The 21835-nt window shown below is 70.6% G+C and carries 20 protein-coding genes and 1 other RNA gene; 17 read left to right on the forward strand and 4 right to left on the reverse strand.

All coding sequences use genetic code 11. The features are described from left to right. The coding region (gene dauA / locus G7A99_RS02555; RefSeq protein ID WP_240466072.1) for a C4-dicarboxylic acid transporter DauA at window positions 1-1210 on the reverse strand (1210 nt) is incomplete at its 3' end. Window positions 1211-1309: 99 nt separating this feature from the next. Here dauA and G7A99_RS02560 point away from each other — a divergent pair. Then, complete coding sequence (locus G7A99_RS02560) at window positions 1310-1525, forward strand: hypothetical protein (RefSeq protein ID WP_018718983.1); 216 nt, start codon at window positions 1310-1312, stop codon at window positions 1523-1525. 110 nt (window positions 1526-1635) lie between these two features. Here the strand turns inward: G7A99_RS02560 and G7A99_RS02565 are convergent, their stop codons facing one another. Continuing rightward, entirely contained in the window at window positions 1636-2073 is a 438-nt protein-coding gene (locus tag G7A99_RS02565; protein ID WP_018718982.1) for an SCP2 domain-containing protein, read from the reverse strand. Window positions 2074-2217: 144 nt separating this feature from the next. Here G7A99_RS02565 and G7A99_RS02570 point away from each other — a divergent pair, with 144 nt between their 5' ends. From G7A99_RS02570 to recR, 7 genes are all read left to right on the forward strand, one after another. Continuing rightward, the gene (locus tag G7A99_RS02570) at window positions 2218-3213 is read left to right on the forward strand and encodes a peptidase U32 family protein (protein WP_018718981.1); all 996 of its coding nucleotides are present in this window, start codon (window positions 2218-2220) and stop codon (window positions 3211-3213) included. Between the two features lie 5 nt (window positions 3214-3218). Then, window positions 3219-4130: a U32 family peptidase gene (locus G7A99_RS02575; protein WP_018718980.1), complete on the forward strand. Its 912-nt coding sequence runs from the start codon at window positions 3219-3221 to the stop codon at window positions 4128-4130. A 121-nt stretch (window positions 4131-4251) separates the two neighbouring features. Next, the gene (locus tag G7A99_RS02580) at window positions 4252-5007 is read left to right on the forward strand and encodes a helix-turn-helix domain-containing protein (RefSeq protein WP_156831246.1); all 756 of its coding nucleotides are present in this window, start codon (window positions 4252-4254) and stop codon (window positions 5005-5007) included. Between the two features lie 87 nt (window positions 5008-5094). Continuing rightward, an RNA gene (ffs, locus tag G7A99_RS02585) (signal recognition particle sRNA small type) lies at window positions 5095-5191 on the forward strand. 99 nt (window positions 5192-5290) lie between these two features. Continuing rightward, the gene (gene dnaX, locus G7A99_RS02590) at window positions 5291-7129 is read left to right on the forward strand and encodes a DNA polymerase III subunit gamma/tau (protein WP_163138784.1); all 1839 of its coding nucleotides are present in this window, start codon (window positions 5291-5293) and stop codon (window positions 7127-7129) included. 5 nt (window positions 7130-7134) lie between these two features. Next, on the forward strand, window positions 7135-7455 hold the full coding sequence (locus G7A99_RS02595) for a YbaB/EbfC family nucleoid-associated protein (protein WP_018718977.1): 321 nt from the start codon (window positions 7135-7137) through the stop codon (window positions 7453-7455). Between the two features lie 4 nt (window positions 7456-7459). After that, window positions 7460-8059 (forward strand): recombination mediator RecR, encoded by a 600-nt coding sequence (gene recR, locus G7A99_RS02600; RefSeq protein ID WP_018718976.1) that lies wholly within the window; start codon window positions 7460-7462, stop codon window positions 8057-8059. A gap of 9 nt (window positions 8060-8068) precedes the next feature. Here the strand turns inward: recR and rsgA are convergent, their stop codons facing one another. Beyond that, window positions 8069-8965 carry a ribosome small subunit-dependent GTPase A gene (rsgA, locus tag G7A99_RS02605; RefSeq protein ID WP_084594214.1) on the reverse strand — a complete coding sequence of 299 codons (897 nt, stop codon included), beginning with the start codon at window positions 8963-8965 and terminating at the stop codon, window positions 8069-8071. A gap of 90 nt (window positions 8966-9055) precedes the next feature. Between rsgA and orn the strand changes: the two genes are divergently transcribed. From orn to ppx, 5 genes are all read left to right on the forward strand, one after another. Continuing rightward, window positions 9056-9622, forward strand: coding sequence for an oligoribonuclease (gene orn / locus G7A99_RS02610; RefSeq protein WP_018718974.1), 567 nt, complete (start codon window positions 9056-9058; stop codon window positions 9620-9622). Between the two features lie 77 nt (window positions 9623-9699). Further along, complete coding sequence (locus G7A99_RS02615; protein WP_018718973.1) at window positions 9700-10548, forward strand: MoxR family ATPase; 849 nt, start codon at window positions 9700-9702, stop codon at window positions 10546-10548. A gap of 14 nt (window positions 10549-10562) precedes the next feature. Continuing rightward, complete coding sequence (locus G7A99_RS02620) at window positions 10563-11738, forward strand: VWA domain-containing protein (protein ID WP_163138785.1); 1176 nt, start codon at window positions 10563-10565, stop codon at window positions 11736-11738. Between the two features lie 11 nt (window positions 11739-11749). After that, window positions 11750-12256, forward strand: coding sequence for a histidine phosphatase family protein (locus tag G7A99_RS02625; protein ID WP_018718971.1), 507 nt, complete (start codon window positions 11750-11752; stop codon window positions 12254-12256). Continuing rightward, window positions 12256-13761 (forward strand): exopolyphosphatase, encoded by a 1506-nt coding sequence (gene ppx, locus G7A99_RS02630; RefSeq protein ID WP_163138786.1) that lies wholly within the window; start codon window positions 12256-12258, stop codon window positions 13759-13761. The genes G7A99_RS02625 and ppx overlap by 1 nt, the downstream gene beginning before the upstream one ends. Window positions 13762-13851: 90 nt before the next feature. On the opposite strand, the gene ppk1 is transcribed toward ppx, so the two are convergent. After that, window positions 13852-15930 carry a polyphosphate kinase 1 gene (gene ppk1 / locus G7A99_RS02635; RefSeq protein WP_018718969.1) on the reverse strand — a complete coding sequence of 693 codons (2079 nt, stop codon included), beginning with the start codon at window positions 15928-15930 and terminating at the stop codon, window positions 13852-13854. 147 nt (window positions 15931-16077) lie between these two features. On the opposite strand from ppk1, the gene G7A99_RS02640 reads away from it, so the two are divergent. From G7A99_RS02640 to G7A99_RS02655, 4 genes are all read left to right on the forward strand, one after another. Beyond that, the gene (locus tag G7A99_RS02640) at window positions 16078-16341 is read left to right on the forward strand and encodes a hypothetical protein (protein WP_018718968.1); all 264 of its coding nucleotides are present in this window, start codon (window positions 16078-16080) and stop codon (window positions 16339-16341) included. 289 nt (window positions 16342-16630) lie between these two features. After that, on the forward strand, window positions 16631-17221 hold the full coding sequence (locus G7A99_RS02645) for a TetR/AcrR family transcriptional regulator (protein WP_163138787.1): 591 nt from the start codon (window positions 16631-16633) through the stop codon (window positions 17219-17221). Between the two features lie 66 nt (window positions 17222-17287). Further along, a complete protein-coding gene (locus G7A99_RS02650; RefSeq protein ID WP_018718966.1) occupies window positions 17288-19747 on the forward strand; it encodes an acyl-CoA dehydrogenase in 2460 nt (819 codons plus the stop codon). 25 nt (window positions 19748-19772) lie between these two features. Further along, a partial coding sequence (locus G7A99_RS02655) for a 3-hydroxyacyl-CoA dehydrogenase/enoyl-CoA hydratase family protein (protein ID WP_163138800.1) occupies window positions 19773-21835 on the forward strand: 2063 nt, incomplete at its 3' end.

Here is a 21835-nt window from a genome sequence, read left to right on the forward strand (position 1 = left end):
TGAGCCGCACCACCTTGTGTGCCTCGCTCATCTGCCAGGCGACCATCATCAGCAGCGCCGCCATGGAGGCCATGGGCAGATAGGCCAGCCACGGCGCCAGGACCACCAGGGCAGCTAGGACCACCAGCGCATGGATCACGCTGGCGACGGGACTCTCCGCCCCGGCGCGGTAATTGGCGCTGGAGCGCGCGATCGCCGCGGTCGCGGTGATGCCCCCGAACAGCGGCGCCACCAGGTTGCCCAGGCCCTGGCCGAGCAGCTCGCCGTTGGCGCTGTGCCGCCGGCCGGTCATGCCGTCGAGGACCACCGCGCAGAGCAGTGACTCGATGGCGCCCAGCGCGGCGATGGAGAACGCCGCGGGCAGGAGCGCGCGCACGCGCTCCAGCGTCCACGCGACGGGCTCGCCGCCGGGGCCCGGCTGGTTCCAGGGCCAGGTGAACTCCGGCAGCACCGCGGGGATGCCCATGCCGAGGGTGCCGTCGGCATGGGTGAAGGTGAAGCGCGAGCCGATGGTCTCCACCGGATCGCCGCCGGCAGCGAACAGCGCGGCGACGGCGACGCCGGCGAGCACCGCGGGCAGGTGTCCGGGCACCGGCAGGCGCAGCCGCGGCCAGATCACGAGCACCGCGAGGGTCACCGCGCTCACGGTGGTGGTTGCCGGGTCCAGCCCCGGTAGTGCCGCGGCGAGGTGGGTGAGCTTCTCCGGGTAGAACTCCGGCAGCGCGCCGGTCTCCAGGCCGAAGAAGTCCGGGATCTGCAGCGTGGCGATCACCACGGCGATGCCCGCGGTGAAGCCCAGCGTGACCGGGGGCGGGATGTACTCGATCAGCCGGCCCAGCCGCGCCAGCCCCATGGCGACGAGGATCACCGCCGCCATCAGCGAGGCGGTGAGCAGGCCGGCCAGCCCGTACGTCTGCGAGATCGGGTAGAGGATAACTACGAAGGCGGCGGTGGGGCCGGAGACGCTGTAGCGCGAACCGCCGGTGAGGGCGATGACGACGCCCGCGACGATCGCAGTGTAGAGCCCGTGCTGCGGCGGTACGCCGCTGGCGATGGCGAGCGCCATGGACAGCGGGATGGCGATGATGCCCACGCTCACGCCGGCGAGGGCGTCGGCGCGCAGGCGGGTCAGGGTGTAGCGCTCGCGCAGGCAGGCCTGTCGGAACGCGCTCGCAATGGAGACGCGGGTCAGATGGGCGCGGTGGGGCATCGGGTGGTGGTCCGGGATGTTAAACGTATTTCTATTTTATGTGCTTATATATAACAATCAATGTTAATATGGTTAACATAATAGATCTGGAGATGGACCGTGGAGAACCGTACGGCGCGGCTGACGCTGCTGATCGATCCGAAGAAGAAGGCCGTTTTCGAGCGGCTGTGTGCGGAAGCGGACGTGACCCCCTCGCAGATGGTGCGTCAGTTCATCCGTGACTACATCGAGACGCGCCTGGGGCCGGACTGGCGCGAGCAGGTACTGGGAGAGGAGAGCGGAGCGGGGCATTCACCGGGGCATGGCAAGCGCTGACACCGCGGCCCGGTCCGGGGCGGTGGTGGGCGAATGCCACGGCACGACGCAGGGCACCACCGCGGCTGGCGCCGTCGTCCCGTGCTTTGGGTGGGACGGTGAGTCGTGATTCAGGGCACCAGCAGCCGGCGAACCGGTGCCGGCAGGGTCTCCGGATCGAGCGCGTCGAGGGTGTTCTTGGCGGCGAGCCCCAGCTCGGTATCGCCCTCGACGATCAGCTCGCGCTGGAAGAACGCGGTATCCGGGTCCAGTTGCCCGCGCACGAGGGCGACGAACACCGACAACGGTCCGTGGATGGTCGTCTCCGCCGGGGTTTGCGGCGGCAGGACCAGCAGCCGGCCGGCAATCAGCGTCATCGGCCAGATCACGCCGGCGTCGTCGGCGGCGACGGCGAGCACCCGGGCCTCCATGAAGTCGAAACGCGCGTCCGCGATCGCCTCCGCCAGGGCATGATTGAGCGCGTCCTCGATGATCGCGCGCTGCAGGCTGGTCGGCACCGTCCGGGTGAGTATCCGCGCGGCGTTGGGCAGGAGGGCGTGCAACCGCATGCGTGACTCCGCTGTGGGGTAGCGACAAAGCGCTTCAACATAGCACCGTGTGGCCACGACGGGTTTGCGCTGGCTCAAAGGCATGGCGGCGGCGATACGCTAGCGTGTGGCGATTGCCAACCCGCCGATCATTGAGGAGCCACGATGGAGCTCGTCTGCCCCGCCGGAAGCCTCCCCGCGCTGCGCAACGCCGTGGCGGCCGGTGCGGACGCCGTGTATACCGGCTTTCGCGACGCCACCAACGCCCGGCACTTCGCGGGCCTGAACTTCACCCAGAACGACCTGGAGCGCGGCATCGCCGAGGCCCACGCCCGCGGCTGCCGCGTGTTCCTCGCCGTGAACACCTATCCGCAGCCGGGCAGCTGGTCCGCGTGGGAGGCGGCCGTGGATCGTGCCGCGGAGCTCGGCGTCGATGCGCTCATCGCAGCCGACGTCGGGGTGCTCGACTATGCCAGCCGGCGCCACCCGGCGCTGCCGCTGCATCTGTCGGTGCAGGCGTCGGCGACCAACGCGGAGGCGTTGGCCTTCTACCACCGCCACTTCAATATCCGCCGCGCGGTGCTGCCGCGGGTACTGTCCGTGCGCCAGGTCGCCCAGGTGGCCGCGGAGTCGCCGGTGCCCGTGGAGGTCTTCGGCTTCGGCAGCCTGTGCATCATGGTCGAGGGGCGCTGCCTGCTCTCCAGCTACGCCACCGGGCGTTCGCCCAACACCTACGGCGCCTGCTCGCCGGCCTCCCACGTGCGCTGGCAGGTCACCGGCGACGGCCTGGAGGCGCGGGTCAACGGGGTGCTGGTGGACCGTTACGGCAGCGGCGAGCGCGCCGGTTACCCAACCATCTGCAAGGGGCGTTTCCAGCTCGACGGCGCGGCACCGTGGCACGTGCTGGAGGAGCCGACCAGCCTGAGCACGGTGGACATCCTCCCGGAGCTCGCGGAGGCTGGTGTCGCCGCGATCAAGGTCGAGGGCCGCCAGCGCAGCCCGGCCTATGTCCGCCAGGTCACCGAGGTCCTGCGCGAGGCCATCGATGCCTGCATGGCCGGGCGGACCGGTGCGCCCCGGAAGGAATGGCAGGAGCGCCTGCGCAGTGTCTCCGAGGGCGCGCAGGTCACCCTGGGCGCCTATCACCGGCAGTGGGGGTGAGCACGATGAACGCAACCGGCACACCGCGCCTGTCCCTGGCTCCGATCCCGTATTTCTGGAGCCGTGAGGCGGTGATGGCCTTCTACGAGGCCGCCCGCGACTGGCCCGTGGACGTGGTCTATCTCGGCGAGACCGTCTGCCCGAAGCGCCGCCGCCTGCGCAGCACCGACTACTTCGCCATCGGCGAGTCCCTCGCGGCTGCCGGCAAGGAGGTGGTGATCTCCACGCTCACGCTCATCGAGGCGGGCTCGGAGCTGGGCGGCCTGCGCAGCCTCTGCCGGGACAGCCCGTTCACGGTCGAGGCCAACGACATGGCCGCAGTGGGCGTACTCGAGCGCGAGAGCCGTGGATTCGTGGCGGGCCCCACCCTGAACCTCTACAACGCCGCGGCGCTCGAGCGCATGCGCGCCGCCGGCGCCAGGCGCTGGGTGCTGCCCGTGGAGCTCGGCGCGCAGACCGCCGGGGCGCTGACCTCGGCGGTGCCGGCGCTGGAGTCGGAGATCCTGGCGTGGGGACGGCTGCCCCTGGCGTGGTCAGCGCGCTGTTTCACCGCGCGGGCCGAGAACCGCTCCCGGGACGACTGCGGCTTCGCCTGTGGCGATGACCCGGACGGGCGGGTGGTGCGAACCCAGGATGGCCAGCCGTTCCTCACCCTTAACGGCATCCAGACCCAGTCGGCGATGACGCAGAACCTCGCCGCCGACTATCCGGCGCTGTGCAACGCCGGCGCCGGCGTGCTTCGGCTGGTCCCCCAGAGTCACGACATGGAACAGGTGGTCGCGGGCTTCGATGCGCTGCGCAACGGCGCCGCGCCGGAGAAAGTGGCCGAGGAGCTCGCGCCACTTACCGGCGTCGGCGGTTGCAACGGCTACTGGCATGGCGCCGCCGGACTGGTGGAAGGGGCGGCTGAATCCTGACCGGGGGTGCTGCTGCGCGCCCACCGTTGTGTGATATTCTCCACACATGCGTGTTGCACCGCGGTGCCGGCGGTGCCCGAAACGCCTCGTCGAATCATGCAGGCTATTGGGTGAAGGGATCATGCGACAGGGACAGCAGCACTCCGCCACAGGGGACAGCGGCAACGCCATTACCTGTCGGCGTTGCGGTTTGTACCGGATCTGTTTTGCGCGCCGGCTCGAGGGCGGCGAGCGTCACGAACGCCAGGGGGTCGTCCGGCGCGGTCATGAGCCGTTGCGGGCCGGCCAGCCCGTGGACGGTGCGCGCCTGAAGGGGCTCTCGGTGCTCCGCTCAGGGGCGCTCAAGCGCTGCCGCTACAGCCGCAACGGCGAGGAGATCATCGCCGGCTTCTACTTCCCCGGCGAGACGCTGGGCCTGGAATGGTCCCCGGCCGGCCAGGAGGAGGAGCGCTACGTGGCGCTGGAGCAGGCCCACGTCTGCCATATCCCCTGGCAGCGGATCGAGGGCCTCATGGAGGAGGACGGCGACGTCCGCGAGGCGGTCAACCAGATGCTCCGCGAGGAGATCACCGTCGAGCGTGAGCGGCTGCTGCGCGCGTGCCGCGGCTCCGCCCGCCAGCGCGTGGCCGCGTTCCTGCTGGATCTCGCCGAGCGCCGGCAGCGGCGTTCGTTATCCGCGGATCGGATCCGTCTGGGCATGGGCCGTCGCGAGATCGCCGCCTATCTCGACCTCACGATCGAGACGGTGAGCCGCACGCTCTCGCAGTTCAAGCGCGCGGGCATGATCCAGCTCGAGGGGCGGCGGCTGCAGCTGATGAACGGCGAGGCACTGGCCGCGGCGGCGGACGGTGTCGAGGGCGAGCGCCTCTGCGGCTGAGCGGCGTTCGGGGCGATTGTCTGAGCCCCGGAATGCTGGTAGTCTCTCGCCGCCGTCATGACGATGGCGGCGTCACAATGGTGGTGGCGTCGGTCCCCCCGCGACGACAGACTGCGAACCCCGTCAGGCCCGGAAGGGAGCAGCGGTAGCAGTGGACTCGGGCGCCGGGGTGCGGCTGGCGTCGCCGCCACCCAATCCCTCCGGCGGGTTTCCCCGCATCGGCGCGTGAACCCCGCCGTCGGGCGGTGCTAGAATCGCCGTCTCGACAGCTTCGGCGAATCCCATGGCCTACCAGGTTCTCGCACGCAAATGGCGTCCGCGCACCTTCGCGGAGTTGGTCGGGCAGACCCCCGTGCGGCGGGCGCTCGCCAACGCCATCGCGAACGATCGTCTCCATCACGCGTACCTGTTTACCGGCACTCGCGGCGTGGGCAAGACCACGATCGCGCGCATCTTCGCCAAGTGCCTGAACTGCGAGCGCGAGGGCGTTACCACCGAGCCCTGCGGCGAGTGCGAGGCCTGCCGGGAGATCGACGAGGGCCGCTTCGTCGACCTGATCGAGGTGGATGCCGCCTCGCGCACCGGCGTCGACGATACCCGGGAGCTGCTGGACAACGTCCAGTACACCCCCACGCGCGGGCGCTACAAGATCTACCTCGTCGACGAGGTCCACATGTTCTCGCGGCACAGCTTCAATGCGCTGCTCAAGACGCTGGAGGAGCCGCCGCCCCACGTGAAGTTCCTGCTGGCCACCACGGACCCGCAGAAGCTGCCCGTGACCATTCTCTCCCGGTGCCTGCAGTTCAATCTCAAGCACCTGCCGGCCTCGCTCATCGCCGAGCACCTGAACGACATCCTCGAGCGCGAGGGCATCGGCGCGGAGTCCGGTGCGGTGATGCGCCTGGCCCGCGCCGCCGACGGCAGCATGCGCGACGGCCTGAGCCTGCTGGACCAGGCGCTGGGGTATGGCGGCGGCCAGGTCACGGACGACGACGTCCGTGCCATGCTCGGCAGTCTGGACAGCGAGTTCGTGCTGTCGCTGCTGGAGGCGGTGGCGGACGAGGATGCCGGCGCAGTGATGGGGGTCATCGCCGAGATGGCCGAACGCGCCCCGGATTTCGCGGAGGGCATTAACGAGGTCCTCGCCGCGCTGCACCGGCTGAGCGTCATCCAGCTCGCCCCGGACGCCCTGGGCAGTGAGGCGCCGGAGGACGAGCGCCTGCACCGCCTCGCCGAACGCCTGAGCCCGGAGGACGTGCAGCTCTTCTACCAGATCGCGCTCCATGGCCGCCGTGACCTGCCCTGGGCGCCGGAGGCGCGCACGGGCTTCGAGATGGCCATGCTGCGCATGCTCGCCTTCCGCCCGGCGGACGTGCCGGCCGGCGAGGCGGGGCAGGGCGGTGGCCGGCCCGCGTCGCCGCCGGCGGCTAAGCCCCGGAACGATCCCCACCGGGCGGCGGGGCCCGCCACGGCGCCACGCGCCGGCGCCACGGGCAGGACGGGGCTGCCGTCCGTCGCCGGGGGCCCGGCCGGGGCCGCCGCGGTGCAGGCGGGTGCACCGGCCGGTGGGCGACCGGAGCCGGTCGCGGCCGCGGAGGCGACGTCCGGGAGTATGCCGGCGGAGTCGCCGGCGCCGGCCGTGGCACCGGAGCCCCCGGTGGCCAAGTCCCCGGCCCCGGAACCCGCGCCTCCCGGACCCGCGGCACAGGCCGAGCCGGCGCCGGGTGCCGACGGCGTGGACTGGAACGCGGTGGTCGCGGGGCTCCGCGTCGGCGGCATGGTCCGCGCGCTCGCCCAGCACTGCCGCTGGGGCGGGCGCGAGGGCGACTGCATCCGTCTGTATATTGAAGAGGGTCACCAGCACCTCAACAATGAGTCCATGCGTACGCGCCTGGCGCGGGTGCTCGGCGAATACTTCGGCGAGAGCCTGCGTCTTGAGATCCGCCAGGGCAGCGCCGAGGGCGAGACGCCGGCGGAGGGCGCGCAGCGCGCGCGCCAGGCCCGCGAGGCCGCCGCGCGGGAGAGCATCGAAACGGACCCCAACGTAACCGCGATCCGGGAGGCGTTCGACGGCGAGGTCGTCACCGAGAGCGTTCGCCCCCTGGACCGAGAACAGGAGTAACGGCAATGAAGGGTGGCATCGGCAACCTGATGAAGCAGGCCCAGCAGATGCAGGAGAAGCTCCAGAAAGCCCAGGAGGAGCTTCAGCACATGGAGATCACCGGCGAGGCCGGCGGCGGCATGGTCCAGGTGGTCATGACCGGGCGCCACGAGGTCCGCCGGGTGAGTATCGACGAGAGCGTCTACGACGATCGCGAGATGGTCGAAGACCTGGTCGCGGCGGCCTTCAACGATGCCGCCCAGAAGCTCGAGCGGGTGAGCAAGGAGAAGATGGAAGGCTTCACCGAGGGCATGGGCCTGCCCCCGGGGATGAACCTCCCGTTCTGAGCCGATGAGCTTCTCGCCCCTCGTCTCGGAGCTCATGGACGCGCTGCGCGAGCTGCCCGGGGTCGGTCCCCGTTCGGCGCAGCGCATGGCGCTGCACCTGCTCCAGCGTGACCGTGATGCCGCCCGCCGGATCGCGGCCGCCGTCACCGCGGCGGCGGACCGCGTGGGCGAGTGCGAGCACTGCCGCATTCTCACCGAGGAGCGGGTGTGCGCCCTGTGCGCCAGCACCCGCCGCGACCACGGCGTGCTCTGTATCGTCGAGAACCCGGCGGATGTCTATGCGCTGGAGGAGGCCACCGACTACGGCGGCCTGTACTTCGTGCTCAAGGGCCAGCTCTCGCCGCTGGACGGCATCGGCCCCGAGGAGCTGGGCCTGGACGTGCTCGAAGGCCGCTTCGCCGACGGCGGCGTGCGCGAGATCATCCTCGCGACCAATCCCACCGTCGAGGGCGAGGCCACCGCCCACTACCTCGCGGAGATGGCCCACGGTCACGGCGTGAACGTCAGCCGCATCGCCCACGGTGTGCCGCTGGGCGGCGAGCTGGAGTACGTTGACGCGGGTACGCTCTCCCACGCCTTCGCGGGACGGCGACGCTACGACTGACCGCCGGCCTCAGCCGTCCCCGGCCTCCGCGAGCAGCACTGCCAGGGTTTCGAGCCGTTCCGGTGCGATCTCGCCGCGCTCCCGCGCGGCGGCCACCGCACAGCCGGGCTCGCCGGCATGACGGCAGTCGTTGAAGCGGCAGCGCCCGGCATGCCGTGCCACCTCCGGAAACGCGGTGAGCACCGTCGCCGCGGGCACGTGGTCCAGACGCAGGGTGCGCACCCCCGGGGAATCGATGATCGCGCCGCCGTCCGGCAGCGGAAAGAGGGTGGTCGCGGTGGTGGTGTGGCGGCCCTGTCCGCTCGCCGCGGAGAGCGCCCCGATGCGCAGCGCGAGCTCTGGGAGCAGGGCGTTGATGAGCGAGGACTTGCCCACCCCCGAGTGCCCTACGAGTATCGCGGTGTGGCCGGCTAGGGCGGTGCGCAATGCCTCCAGCCCCTCGCCGGAGCGCGCGCTGACGTACAGCGGTGTCAGCCCGAGCTCATCACGGTAGAAGGCGAGCGTCGCCTCGACCCGGCCGCGCGCCGCGTCGTCCAGGGCGTCGGCCTTGTTCACCACCAGCAGGGGCGCGACGTCCGCATGGGCGGCGAGCACGAGATAGCGGTCGAGGAGCAGGCGCTCGAGGCCGGGGGGATCGGCGAGCACGATCACGAGGCGGTCGACATTGGCCACGAGCGGCCGCGGACGGCCGCGGAAATCGCCGCGTTCGATAACGCTCTCCCGGGGCACGACCGCCTCGATCACGCCACCGCCGTCGGTGTGCGCGACGCGCACGCGGTCGCCGCACACGGGGCGGGCGTTGGTGCGGCGGCGCATCAGGCAGGCGAGCAGCTCACCGTCGCCGGTCTCGACGATGACCTCCCGGCCGTAGCTCACGACCACGCGCGCTGTTGTGTTTCCGCTCATCGCCTCCAGCAACCGTCGCCCCGCGGCCGGCACCGCAGGATAGCCTCTGATAGAATGCGGCACAATTCGCGCGGACCACGGGAATCAGGCATGCCGCACTCCCCGGACAACCTCATCTGGATCGATCTGGAGATGACCGGTCTGGACACCGACCGGGACCACATCATCGAGATCGCCACGATCGTCACCGACCGGACCCTGAACATCCTCGCCGAGGGCCCGGTGCTCGCGATCCACCAGAGCGATGAGGTCCTCAACGCCATGGACGAGTGGAACACCCGCCAGCACGGCAGCTCCGGGCTGACCGACCGGGTGCGCCAGAGCTCGGTGGACGAGGCCGAAGCGGAGGCGGAGACCCTGGCGTTCCTGCGCCAGTGGGTGCCCGCCGGCGTCTCGCCGATGTGCGGCAACAGCATCTGCCAGGACCGGCGCTTCCTGCACCGCTGCATGCCGGAGCTCGAGACCTACTTCCACTACCGCAACCTGGACGTGAGCACACTCAAGGAGCTCGCGCGGCGGTGGACGCCGGAGATCCTGAACGGATTCAGCAAGCGCAGTTCGCACCTGGCCATGGATGACATCCGCGATTCCATCGCCGAGCTGCGTTATTACCGCGAGCACTTCCTCTGCGTGCCCCGGGACGAGGACGGCTACTGACGCCGCTCCGGGCACGCCCGACCGTCACCATGCGCCGGCGCCCGCCGGGCGCGGCGCCCCAGAGGGGGAACGCACCGATGCGCTTCGAGGGTTCCGAACGCTACGTCGCCACCGGCGACCTCACCATGGCGGTCAACGCCGCCGCCACGCTCAAGCGCCCGCTGCTGATCAAGGGCGAGCCGGGTACCGGCAAGACGCTGCTCGCCGAGGAGGTGGCGACGGCGCTGGGAATGCCGTACTACGAGTGGCACATCAAGTCGACGTCCAAGGCCCAGCAGGGGCTCTACGAGTACGACGCGGTCTCGCGCCTGCGCGACTCCCAGCTCGGTGACGAGCGGGTCCACGACATCGCCAACTACATTGTCCCGGGCCCGGTCTGGCGCGCCTTCGAGTCGGAGCGGCCGCCGGTGCTGCTCATCGACGAGATCGACAAGGCGGACATCGAGTTCCCCAATGACCTGCTGCGTGAGCTCGACCGCATGGAGTTCCACGTCTACGAGACGCAGCAGACGGTGACCGCCCGTCACCGCCCGGTGATCATCATCACCAGCAACAACGAGAAGGAGCTGCCGGACGCCTTCCTGCGCCGGTGCTTTTTCCACTACATCAGCTTCCCCGACCGGGAGACCATGGAGCGCATCGTCCAGGTGCACTTCCCGGGCCTCAAGGGCGGCCTGGTGCGCGAGGCCCTGGAGCTGTTCTTCGGCCTGCGCGAGATGCCCGGCGTGAAGAAGCGGCCCTCGACCTCGGAGCTGCTGGACTGGCTCAAGCTGCTGATGGCCGAGGACGTGGATGCCTCGGTGCTGCGCGAGAGCAACCAGGAGAAGACCCTGCCGCCGCTGTACGGGGCGCTGCTGAAGAACGAGCAGGACACCCAGCTGTTCGAGCGGCTGATGTTCATGGCCCGCCGTCGCCGGCAGGGCTGAGCCGGAGGGGCATCATGCTGATCTCGTTCCTGCAGGCGCTGCGCGAGGCGGGGCTGCGGGTGAGTGTCACCGAGTTCCTCACCCTGCTCGAGGCGCTGCAGGCCCGGGTCACGCCGGGCAGCGTCGAGGACTTCTACTTCCTGGCACGGGCGTGCCTGGTCAAGGACGAGACGCGTTTCGACCGCTTCGATCAGGTCTTCTCCGCGTGGTTCAGCGGCGTCGAGGACATCGCCTCGGCGCTGGGCGCCGACATTCCCGAGGAGTGGCTGCGGCGCCAGGCGGAGCTGAGCCTGAGCGAAGCGGAGAAGGCCGAGCTGGAGGGCATGGGCTGGGACGAGCTCATGCGCACCCTGCGCGAGCGCCTCGCGGAGCAGAGCGAGCGTCACCAGGGAGGCAACAAGTGGATCGGCACCGCGGGCCGCTCGCCCTACGGCGCCTGGGGCTACAACCCGGAGGGCGTGCGCATCGGCCAGGACCGCTCCCGTCACCGCCGCGCGGTGAAGGTCTGGGACCAGCGCACCTTCCGCAACCTGGACGGCGACCAGGCCCTGGAGTCGCGTAACCTCAAGCTCGCGCTGCGGCGCCTGCGCCGTTTCGCCCGCGAGGGCGCCGGCGAGGAGCTGGACCTGGACGACACTATCCACGCCACCGCGCGCCGCGGCGGCCAGCTCGACCTGCGAATGGTGCCCGAACGCCACAACGCCGCGCGGGTGCTGGTGTTCTTCGATATCGGCGGGTCCATGGACGACCACGTCGCGATCTGCGAGGCACTGTTCTCGGCGGCACGCAGCGAGTTCAAGCACCTGACCTACTACTACTTCCACAACTGCCCCTACGAGACGCTCTGGCGCGACGCCACCCGTCGGCACGCGGACGCGGTGCCCACCCACGAGGTGCTGCACACCTTCGATCCCGACTACCGCGTGATCATCGTTGGCGACGCCGCCATGAGCCCCTACGAGGTAAAGCTCCCCGGGGCTGGTGTCGAACACTGGAACGAGGAATCCGGCGAGACCTGGCTGCGGCGGATCGTGGATACCTTCCCGCATCTCGTGTGGCTGAACCCGGAGCCGTCCCGGTTCTGGGATGCGACCCAGTCCAATACCATGATCCGCGAGGTCATCGGCGAGCGGATGTATCCGCTCACCCCGGACGGCCTCGAGGCCGCGATGCAGGCACTCAACCGATGAGGGCGTGATCCATGCGAGAAGTCCTGGTGCTCCGCCACGCCATCGCCGAGGACCGCGACGAGGCGGCACGGCTCGGCGTTACGGACGAACGGCGCGCGCTTACCGAGCGGGGTATCCGCCGGATGCGGGAGGTCGCCGCCGGGCTTGCCCGCGTCGCCGATCCCCCGGCGCGGATACTGCACAGCCCACTGCGCCGCGCGGTGGAGACTGCGGAGCTCCTCGCGGTGGTGTTCCCTAAGGCACGCCTGGTCGAGACGCGGGCCCTGGCGCCGGGCGCGGGCGAGGCGGCGGTCTACGAGATGCTTGCCCAGGGCGAGGACGGTGTCGCCATCGTCGGCCACGAGCCCGATCTCGGCGAGTGGCTGGGCTCGGCACTCGGGGGCCGGACGGGGCCGGCGATCCCGCTCAAGAAGGCGGGGAGTGCCCTGGTGCGTTTCCCGGGGGTACCAACGCCCGGGCGCGGTGGGCTGCGCTGGCTGCTGCCGCCGCGTCTCGCCCGGCAGTTGGGCGAGACGTGATGGCGGATAACGGCGAGCGGCGCGAGGTCGCCGCGGTGGACCTCGGCTCCAACAGCTTCCACCTCGTGGTCGCGCGTGTGCATGACGGCCACCTGACGGTGCTCGACCGCCTGCGTGAACCCGTTCGCCTCGCCGCCGGACTCACCGCGGAGAAGGGGCTGGACACGGCCGCACGCGAACGCGCGCTTGCCTGTCTGGCCCGTTTTGGTCAACGGCTCCAGCCATTGCCGCCGGAGGCCGTACGGATCGTGGGGACCAACACCCTGCGTAGCGCCCGGGCGGCGACGGCCTTCGTCGAGGAGGCGGAGGCGCTGCTCGGCCACGAAATCGAGGTGATCTCGGGCTTCGAGGAGGCCCGGCTGATCTATCTCGGCGTGGCCCACAGCCTGGCCGAGGGCGGCGAGCGCCGGCTGGTCGTGGATATCGGCGGCGGTAGCACCGAGCTGGTACTGGGTGAGCGGCTGGTACCGGGCTACATGGAGAGCCTGCACATGGGCTGCGTGAGCTTCACGCAGCGGTTCTTCCCGGACGGGCGGATCACCCGGCGTGCCATGGAGGAGGCGCGGATGGCCGCGCTCATGGAGCTGGAGCCGGTGCAGGGGCATTTCCTCGCCCGGGGCTGGGACCGCGCTGTCGGCGCCTCCGGCACCATCCGCGCGATCGCCGGCGCGTTGCGCGAGCAGGGCTGGACCGACGGCACCGTGACCTTCGCCGGCCTGCAGCGTCTGACCAAGGCGCTGTGCAAGGCCGGCAGCCTGGACGATATCGATTTCAAGGGCGTCAGCCAGCGCCGGGCCCAGGTGCTGCCCGGCGGCGTCGCGGTGCTGGGGGCCGTGTTCGAGGCCCTGGGGATCGAGGGCATGGAGGCCGCCGACGGTGCCTTGCGCGAGGGCGTACTCTACGATCTGGTCGGGCGTATCCGCCACCAGGACGTGCGCGAGGCGACAGTGGAGGCGCTGGCGGCGCGCTATCACGTGGACGTGGCCCACGCCCGGCGGGTGGAGCGTACCGCCACGGCGCTGCTGTGCGATGTGGCGGCCGAATGGGCGCTGGAGGACGCCGCCGCGGCGCGCATGCTTGCCTGGGCGGCCTGGCTGCACGAGGTCGGCCTGGACATCTCCCACAGCCAATACCACAAGCACGGCGCCTACATCCTGCATTACAGCGACATGCCCGGCTTCTCCCGGGAGGAGCAGGTCAAGCTCGCCGCCCTGGTAAGGGTGCACCGGCGCAAGTTCGCGGCGTCCGCCTTCCGTGACCTCCACGGCGAGCGCGCGCGGCGGGCCCGGGGCCTGGCGGTGCTCCTGCGCCTGGCGGTGCTCCTGCACCGCGGGCGGGGCGCGGCGGCGCTGCCGGCCGTCCGCCTCGCGGCGGAGGGCGCCGACCGTCTGCGCCTGACCTTCCCTGAGGGCTGGCTGGACGATTACCCGCTGGCCGCCGCCGACCTGGCGGCGGAGCAGGATTACCTGGCCTCCGCCGGGGTGGAGCTGGTTGTCGGGGGCTGAGCCGCCGGGACCGCCGCCACGGGGACCGCGGCGGCGGTCCGGTCCAGGCGGAACCGCCTCATGGCAGGGCAGGGTGGCCGCGATGCCCGCTCAGCCGCCCTCGCTGTAGCGGCGCAGCAGCTCGAGCTGCGCGGCGTAGGGCGCCTCGCCTTCGGCCGGCGTGCAGCGGTGGTACTGGCCGTCGGGCTGCAGCTCCCAGGCCTGGTAGTTGTCCTCGAGGTAGCACTGCAGCTCCTCGAGAATGCGCTGACGCAGGTCCGGGTCGACGATGGGGAAGCAGGTCTCCACCCGGCGGAAGAAGTTGCGCTCCATCCAGTCGGCGCTGCTGCAGTAGAGTTCGGGGGCGTCACCGTTGGCGAAGTAGAACACCCGGGTGTGCTCCAGGAAGCGGCCGATCACCGAGCGCACGCGGATGTTGGTGGACACGCCTGGCACCCCGGGGCGCAGCGAGCACATCCCGCGCACGATCAGGTCGATCTCCACGCCCTCCATGGCCGCCGCGTACAGGGCCTGGATGGTGCGTGACTCCACCAGTGAATTCACCTTGACGATGATCCGGCCCGGCCGTCCGGCGCGGGCATGGGCCGCCTCGCGCTCGATCTTGGCGAGCATGCTCTCGTGCAGCGTGAACGGCGACTCCAGCAGCTTCGAAAGCGTGCTCACCTTGCCCAGGCTGGTGAGCTGCAGGAACACCCGGTGGACGTCCTCACCCATCACCGGGTCGGCGGTGAACAGCCCGTAGTCCGTGTACAGCCGCGCCGTGCGCGAGTGGTAGTTGCCGGTTCCCAGGTGCATGTAGTGGCGCAGCTGGCCGCCCTCGCGGCGCACGACCAGGATCATCTTGGCGTGGGTCTTGTGTCCGACCACGCCGTAGACGACGTGCGCGCCGGCCTCCTGGAGGCGGTTGGCGAGCTTGATGTTCGCTTCCTCGTCGAAGCGCGCGCGCAGCTCCACCACCACGGTCACCTCCTTGCCCGCGCGGGCGGCGGCGACCAGGTGATCCACGATCACCGAGTCCGGGCCCGTGCGGTAGAGGGTCTGCTTGATGGCGAGCACCTCCGGGTCCGATGCCGCCTGGCGGATGAACTCCACCACCGGCGCGAAGGACTCGTAGGGGTGGTGGAGGAGCACGTCGCGGTCGCGGAGGACCTTGAACAGGTCGCTGGCGTGGGCGAGCTGGGCCGGCAGCCCCGGGGTGAATGAGGCGTACTTGAGCTCCGGACGGTCGATGAGGTCGTAGACCGCGAGCAGGCGGTTGAGGTTCACCGGTCCGTTGACCTGGTAGAGGTCGTCCCGCGTCAGCTCGAACTCCTCGAGCAGGTAGTCCGACATGTGTGCCGGACAGTTGGCCGCCACCTCCAGGCGCACGGCGTCGCCGTAGCGGCGCGAGGGCAGCTCGCCCTCCATTGCCCGGAGCAGGTCGTCCACTTCCTCCTCGTCGACGAACAGGTCGCTGTTGCGCGTCACCCGGAACTGGTAGCAGCCGCGCGCGTCCATCCCGGGGAACAGGTCGTTGACGTGGGCGTGGATGATCGAGGAGAGGAATACGAAGTCCCAGCCGCCGTCCTCGGAGAGCTCCGGCGGGAGCTGGATGATGCGCGGCAGTGCCCGCGGTGCCTGGACCACGGCAAGCCCGCTGTTGCGCCCGAAAGCGTCCTTGCCGTCCAGGGCCACGATGAAATTCAGGCTCTTGTTGAGCACCTGCGGGAACGGGTGTGCCGGATCGAGCCCGAGGGGGCTGAGGATCGGGAGCAGCGAATGGTAGAAGTAGTCCTTCACCCAGGCCGCCTGCTCGCGGCTCCACTCCGAGCGGCGCAGGAAGCGGATCCCCGCGTTGTCGAGGGCGGGGATGAGCTCGTCGTTGAGCACGCGGTACTGCTCGGCGACGATCTCGTGGGTGCGTACGCCGATCTCGCGCAGCACCTCCTGCGCGGTCCGGTTGTCCGGGCCGGACTGGGAGGCGCCCATCTCCATGGCCTGTTTCAGGCCCGCGACCCGGATCTCGAAGAACTCGTCGAGGTTGCTGCTGGCGATACAGAGGAACTTGACCCGTTCCAGCAGCGGATTGGTGGTATCGCGGGACTGCTCAAGGACCCGGCGGTTGAACTCCAGCAGGCTGAGCTGGCGGTTGAAGTACAGCTCGGGGCTCCTGAGATCGGGCGTGTCCATGGAGGGCACTCTACTCCGTCGTCGTTGATGTGTCTGGGTTTGCCGCGGGCGTATACGCCCACTCGCGCCATGATAGGGGAGGCGCTTGAAAGTCGTGTTAAACGCCCCCAGCCCTTATTCGACAACCCATCCCCAAGGACCTCGATAATGCCTCACGACGAGAGCAACAAAAAGCGGTTCCGGCGCTGGCCGCCCCGTGTCGGGCGCAGCCGTCCCCGTCCGTCCGGGCGCGACGACACCGTCTCCGAAGAAGGCGCCACTGCACGCAGCCTCACGCCGACCCCGGCGCCCGCGCCGGAGTCCCCTGAACCCGCCGGCCCGGCCTACCGCCAGACGGGGAACAAGGAGGTGAAGGTGAGCTTCCGTAACCGTCGCCGGCGTACGCACATCCCGCGGGAGGCGGGAGAGTAACCCCCGGCGTTATATCGCGTTCCTTTCGCAGCCTCTGCCCCGGGACGCCGGGCGCCGCCGCCCGGCGTCCCGGGGCCGTTGCAGTCCCCCGGCGGAATCGTCCGCACCGGGTGATGAGATCTGTTTACGTCGGGCGGGTGCGACGCCTCCGTCCGAACGCACCCTACGGTTGTGCTGACCGACAGTGATTCCCGGGCGGGAAGCGGGTGCGGCGGTTGCCATACGCTAGCGTATGGAGTAATGTCGCCGATGCTTGCCATACGGCAGCGTACGGACTAGGGTTCGCCTCATGAGCACGATCAGGCAGACACTGACCGCAGACGACTGGGCCGAGGCCGCGCTCGACGCACTGGCCGAGGACGGTGTGCGTGCGGTGGCCGTGGAGCCGCTGGCGCGGCGCCTGGGCGTGACCAAGGGCAGTTTCTACTGGCATTTCTCCAGCCGGCGGATGCTGCTCCAGGCGGCCCTGGCCCTGTGGGAGCGCCGCGAGACCGATGAGGTCCTCGCCCGCGCCGCCGAAGAGACCGATCCGCGCAAGCGCCTGGCACGGCTGTTCCGCGAGGCGGACGGCAGCCGCCGGGCGGGCCGGCTCTATCTTGCGCTGGCCAACGCCACCGACAGCCCGCTGATCACCGAGGTGGTCCGCCGGGTGATGGCGCACCGGCTCGCCTTCCTGCGCGAGTGCTATGCCGCGATGGGTGCGGACGCCGAGACGGCGGCCGCGCGCGCGGCGATGGCGTATTCGATGTTCCTCGGCATGCTTCAGCTGCGCCGGGATGCCCCCGAGGCCATCCCGGAGGGCGAGCGCTTCCATGAGTACATGCATCTGGTCGGGGAGGCGCTGATCCCCGGCTACGAGCGCGCGCTGGTCCGGCGCTGAGCCGGCTGCGCCCGCGCGCGTCCGAACAAGGAATGCGGGCCCCGCCGGGGCCGGGAGGAGTGTCTCATGTACGCCCTGATCGCCATCCTGGCCGCGGTCGCGGCCATCCTCGTCGTCTGCTATCGCGGTATTGGCCTGCGTGGCGCGACCGCCGTGGCGGCGCTCTACCTGGCCGGCCTTTGGATCACCGGCGGGATCGGCGTTATCGCCGCCATCGTGCTCGCCGTGCTCGGTGCGGTGCCGGCGGTGGTGCTCAACAGCCCCTCTCTGCGCCGGCGCGTGATCACGCGCCACCTTTTCCCCGTCTTTCAGCGGGTGTTGCCCGGCATGAGCCGGACCGAGCAGGAGGCCCTGGAGGCGGGTGACACCTGGTGGGAAACGGATCTCTTCCGCGGCAACCCGGACTGGCGGCGCCTCCACGGTATGCAGGTGACCTCGCTGACCGACGCGGAGCAGGCCTTCCTGGACGGCCCCGTGGCGACGCTGTGCGGCATGCTCGACGAGGACGACATCGTCCGTCGCGAGCACGATCTCCCCGAGGCCGCCTGGCGCTATATCCGCGACGAGGGCTTCTTCGGGATGATCATCCCCGAGGCCTACGGCGGCCTCGCGTTCTCCTCGCTGGCGCAGTCCACCATCGTCTCCCGCATTGCCAGCCGCAGCCTCTCGGCGGCGGTGACCGTCATGGTCCCCAACTCCCTGGGGCCCGGTGAGCTGCTGATGAAGTACGGCACCGACGACCAGAAGTCGTACTGGCTGCCGCGGCTCGCGGATGGCCGGGAGATCCCGTGCTTCGCGCTCACGGGCCCGGACGTCGGCTCCGACGCGGGCGGCATGCCGGACTACGGCATCGTCTGCCGCGGCGAGCACGAGGGCGAGGAGGTCCTCGGCGTGCGCGTGAGCTTCAGTAAGCGCTATATCACGCTCGCCCCGGTGGCCACGGTTGTGGGGCTGGCCTTCCGCCTTTACGACCCGGAGCACCTCGTCGGCGACGAGGAGGACGTGGGCATCACCTGTGCGCTCGTGCCGGCCGGTCACCCCGGTGTGCGTATCGGCGACCGTCATTTCCCCATGGGGCTCGCGTTCATGAACGGTCCGGTCGAGGGCGAGGACGTGTTCATCCCGCTGGAGTGGATCATCGGCGGCCGCGAAATGGCCGGCGCCGGTTGGCGAATGCTCGTGGAGTGCCTGTCGGTGGGAAGGGCGATCTCGCTGCCGGCGCTGGGCGCCTCCGCCAGCCAGATGGCGTACCGCACCACCGGCGCGTACGCGCGCATCCGCCGCCAGTTCAACCTCTCCGTGGGCCAGTTCGAGGGCGTGCAGGAGGCCATGGCGCGTATCGGCGGCGGCACCTACACCCTGGAGGCGGCGCGGCGGCTCACCGCCAGCGCTGGCGATATGGGGGTCAAGCCGTCGGTGGTCTCCGCCATCGCCAAGTACCACATGACCGAGTGGATGCGCCGGATCATCGACGACGCGATGGATATCCACGGCGGCCGCGGCATCATCTACGGGCCGCGCAACTACCTCGGCTATGCCTACCAGGCGACACCGGTGGCGATCACCGTCGAGGGCGCGAACATCCTCACCCGAAGCATGATGATCTTCGGCCAGGGTGCGATCCGCTGCCATCCTTATGTCCTCGAGGAGATGACCGCCGCCCAGAACGACGACCTGACGTCCTTTGACCGGGCGCTGTTTGGGCACATCGGCTATTCCCTGAGCCGCGGCACGCGCGCGCTGCTGCTCGGGCTTACCGGGGCACGCCTGGCGCGGGCGCCGGAGGGCGGGCCGCTCGCCGGCCGCTACCGCGCGCTCACCCGGATGAGCTCGGCGCTGGCATTCGTCTCGGATGTCGCGATGGGCGTGCTCGGCGGCGAGCTCAAGCGCCGCGAGAGCCTGTCCGCGCGCCTCGGCGACGTGCTGAGCCAGCTCTACCTCGCCTCCGCCGTGCTCAAGTTCCACCGTGACGGCGGCAGCGATCCGGACGAGCTGGACCACGTGTGCTGGGCGGTGGACCACGCCCTCGCGGAGATGACCCGGGCGTTCGACGAGTTCCTGGCCAACTTCCCGAACCGGGGCATCGCGCGGGTCCTGCGCTGGGTGGTGTTCCCGCTCGGGCGGCCGTACCGCGCCCCCGCGGACGCCCTCGGGCGGGCCGTGGCCGAGCGCATGATGGCGCCCGGCGGGGTTCGCGACCGGATCACCAACCTGGTCTATATCGGCGGTCCGAACGACGCCGTCGGCCGCGTGGAACACACCTTCGGGCTGCTGCAGGAGGCGGAGCCGCACTACGTGCGCTTCCGCAAGGCGGTCGCCCGCGGTGAGGTGGGCGGGCACACCTTCGACGAGCAGATCGCCAACGCCGTGGAGGCGGGCGTGCTGGATACGGATACGGCGGCGCTGGTGAGCGACTACGAGCGTGCCCGCGCCGATACCGTGCGCACCGACGCGTTCCCGGCGGAGGCGCTGACGCCGCGCAGCGTGCTGGAGGCGCGTGCCGGACACGGCCGGGACGTGGCCTGACCGAAACGAGCAGAGGAGAGAACAGATGAGCGAGGCGATTTCGGTGCGGCGGGCGGCGGTGCTCGGCGCCGGGGTCATGGGCGCGCAGATCGCGGCCCACCTGGCCAACGCCGGCATCCCGACGGTGCTCTTCGAGCTCGCCGGCGATGGCGACGACCGGCGCTCCGGGGCGCGCGAGGCCATCCGCCGGCTCGGGAACCTGCAGCCGGCCCCGCTGGCGAGTCCGGCGTACGCCGAGCGCATCCGGCCCGCGAACTACGAGGACGACCTGGCCGCGCTCGCGGACTGCGACCTCGTCATCGAGGCGGTGGCAGAGCGGCTGGACGTCAAGCTGGACCTGTTCCGCCGCGTTGCCCCGCACCTGCCGGCGGGGGCGGTGGTCGGCAGCAACACCTCGGGACTGTCCGTGGAGGCGCTGGCCGAGGCTCTGCCGGAGGCGCTGCACGGGCGTTTCTGCGGCATCCATTTCTTCAATCCGCCGCGCTACATGCACCTCGTGGAGCTCATCCCCACGGCACGGACCGAGCCGGCGGTGGTGGACGGCCTGGAGGCATTCCTGACCACGGCCCTCGGCAAGGGCGTGATCCGCGGGCGTGACACCCCGAACTTCGTCGGCAACCGGATCGGCGTGTTTGCGGTGGTCGCGGCCATGGCCCATGCCGAGCGCCTGGGGTTAGCGCCGGACGTGGTGGACGCGCTGACCGGTCCGGCGATCGGCCGGCCCAGGAGCGCGACCTTCCGCACCGCCGACCTCGTGGGCCTGGACACCCTGCGGCACGTGGTCGAGGGCAATGTGCCACGGCTGCAGGATGACCCGTGGGTGGATTACCTCCGCCTGCCCGACTGGATGGTACGGCTCATCGAGGCGGGGGCCCTCGGGCGCAAGGCCGGCGCGGGCGTCTACCGCAAGGGCCGCGAGGGCATCGAGGTCGTGGATTCGGTGCAGGGTGACTATCGCACGGCTTCGGGGGAGATCGACCCGGCGGTGAGCGAGATCCTCGCCGAGAGCGACCCGGCCGCGCGGCTGCGTGCGCTGCGCGCCTCGGAACACCCCCAGGCCGAGTTCCTGTGGGCGATCCACCGCGACACCTTCCATTACGCCGCCCACCTGCTGGGCACCATCGCCGACAATGCCCGCGATGTGGACCTCGCCATCCGCTGGGGGTTCGCCTGGCAGCAGGGGCCGTTCGAGACCTGGCAGGCCGCCGGCTGGCAGGAGACGGCGGAGGCCATCGACGCCGACCGCGAGGCGGGCCGGACCCTGGCGGACGTCCCCCTGCCGGACTGGGTGTTCGCCATCGAGGCCGCACACACGCCGGCCGGGGCCTGGTCGCCCGGGGCCGGCGATTACCGTCCGCCCTCCGGCCTGGCGGTCTACCGCCGCCAGTATTTCCCGCCGGCGCTGCTGGGCGGGCCGCATCCGCCCCGGGGCGAGACCGTGCTGGATCATCCGGGGGTGCGGCTGTGGCATCTCGAGGGTGACGTCGGCATGCTCAGCTTCCGCGGCCCGAAGCACGCGGTGGGCCGGGACGTGCTCGACGGCGTGATGGAGGCCGTCGAGGCCGCGGAGGGACGTTACGACGCCCTCGTGCTGTGGCAGCCCTCGGCCCCGTTCTCCGTTGGCGCCAACCTCAAGGAGGTGAGCGGGGCGCTGGAGGCCGGCGACTTCGACACCCTGGAGCGGATGGTCCGGCGCTTCCAGCAGGCCACCGCCCGGGTGCGCGATGCCTCGATACCGGTGGTCGCAGGCGCCCGGGGCATGGCCCTCGGGGGCGGCTGCGAGTTCCTCATGCACTGTGACCACGTGGTCGCCGCGCTGGAGAGCTACGTCGGACTGGTCGAGGCGGGCGTCGGCCTGATCCCCGCGGGGGGAGGCTGCCGGGCGCTGGCGCGCCACGCGGCGGCCACGGCGGTGGACGGCGATCCCTTTCCGGCGATCCAGCGGCGCTTCGAGACCGTGGCACGTGCGGAAGTGGCGGCGAGTGCCGTCGAGGCCGTGGACTACGGGTTCCTGCCGGCGCACACCACCGTCGTGCCTCATGAGGACGAGGTGCTTCATGTCGCCATACAGCACGCCCGGGCACTCGC

Source organism: Arhodomonas sp. KWT, assembly GCF_010993615.1.

What these genes read in the sequence shown, in the direction of transcription:
- G7A99_RS02565 (WP_018718982.1), bottom strand. Translation starts at nt 2,073, where the DNA reads ATGCGGTTGCACGCCCTCCTGCCCAACGCCGCGCGGATACTCACCCGG.
- G7A99_RS02570 (WP_018718981.1), top strand. Translation starts at nt 2,218, where the DNA reads ATGGAGCTCGTCTGCCCCGCCGGAAGCCTCCCCGCGCTGCGCAACGCC.
- G7A99_RS02575 (WP_018718980.1), top strand. Translation starts at nt 3,219, where the DNA reads ATGAACGCAACCGGCACACCGCGCCTGTCCCTGGCTCCGATCCCGTAT.
- G7A99_RS02580 (WP_156831246.1), top strand. Translation starts at nt 4,252, where the DNA reads ATGCGACAGGGACAGCAGCACTCCGCCACAGGGGACAGCGGCAACGCC.
- dnaX (WP_163138784.1), top strand. Translation starts at nt 5,291, where the DNA reads ATGGCCTACCAGGTTCTCGCACGCAAATGGCGTCCGCGCACCTTCGCG.
- G7A99_RS02595 (WP_018718977.1), top strand. Translation starts at nt 7,135, where the DNA reads ATGAAGGGTGGCATCGGCAACCTGATGAAGCAGGCCCAGCAGATGCAG.
- recR (WP_018718976.1), top strand. Translation starts at nt 7,460, where the DNA reads ATGAGCTTCTCGCCCCTCGTCTCGGAGCTCATGGACGCGCTGCGCGAG.
- rsgA (WP_084594214.1), bottom strand. Translation starts at nt 8,965, where the DNA reads ATGAGCGGAAACACAACAGCGCGCGTGGTCGTGAGCTACGGCCGGGAG.
- orn (WP_018718974.1), top strand. Translation starts at nt 9,056, where the DNA reads ATGCCGCACTCCCCGGACAACCTCATCTGGATCGATCTGGAGATGACC.
- G7A99_RS02615 (WP_018718973.1), top strand. Translation starts at nt 9,700, where the DNA reads ATGCGCTTCGAGGGTTCCGAACGCTACGTCGCCACCGGCGACCTCACC.
- G7A99_RS02620 (WP_163138785.1), top strand. Translation starts at nt 10,563, where the DNA reads ATGCTGATCTCGTTCCTGCAGGCGCTGCGCGAGGCGGGGCTGCGGGTG.
- G7A99_RS02625 (WP_018718971.1), top strand. Translation starts at nt 11,750, where the DNA reads ATGCGAGAAGTCCTGGTGCTCCGCCACGCCATCGCCGAGGACCGCGAC.
- ppx (WP_163138786.1), top strand. Translation starts at nt 12,256, where the DNA reads ATGGCGGATAACGGCGAGCGGCGCGAGGTCGCCGCGGTGGACCTCGGC.
- ppk1 (WP_018718969.1), bottom strand. Translation starts at nt 15,930, where the DNA reads ATGGACACGCCCGATCTCAGGAGCCCCGAGCTGTACTTCAACCGCCAG.
- G7A99_RS02640 (WP_018718968.1), top strand. Translation starts at nt 16,078, where the DNA reads ATGCCTCACGACGAGAGCAACAAAAAGCGGTTCCGGCGCTGGCCGCCC.
- G7A99_RS02645 (WP_163138787.1), top strand. Translation starts at nt 16,631, where the DNA reads ATGAGCACGATCAGGCAGACACTGACCGCAGACGACTGGGCCGAGGCC.
- G7A99_RS02650 (WP_018718966.1), top strand. Translation starts at nt 17,288, where the DNA reads ATGTACGCCCTGATCGCCATCCTGGCCGCGGTCGCGGCCATCCTCGTC.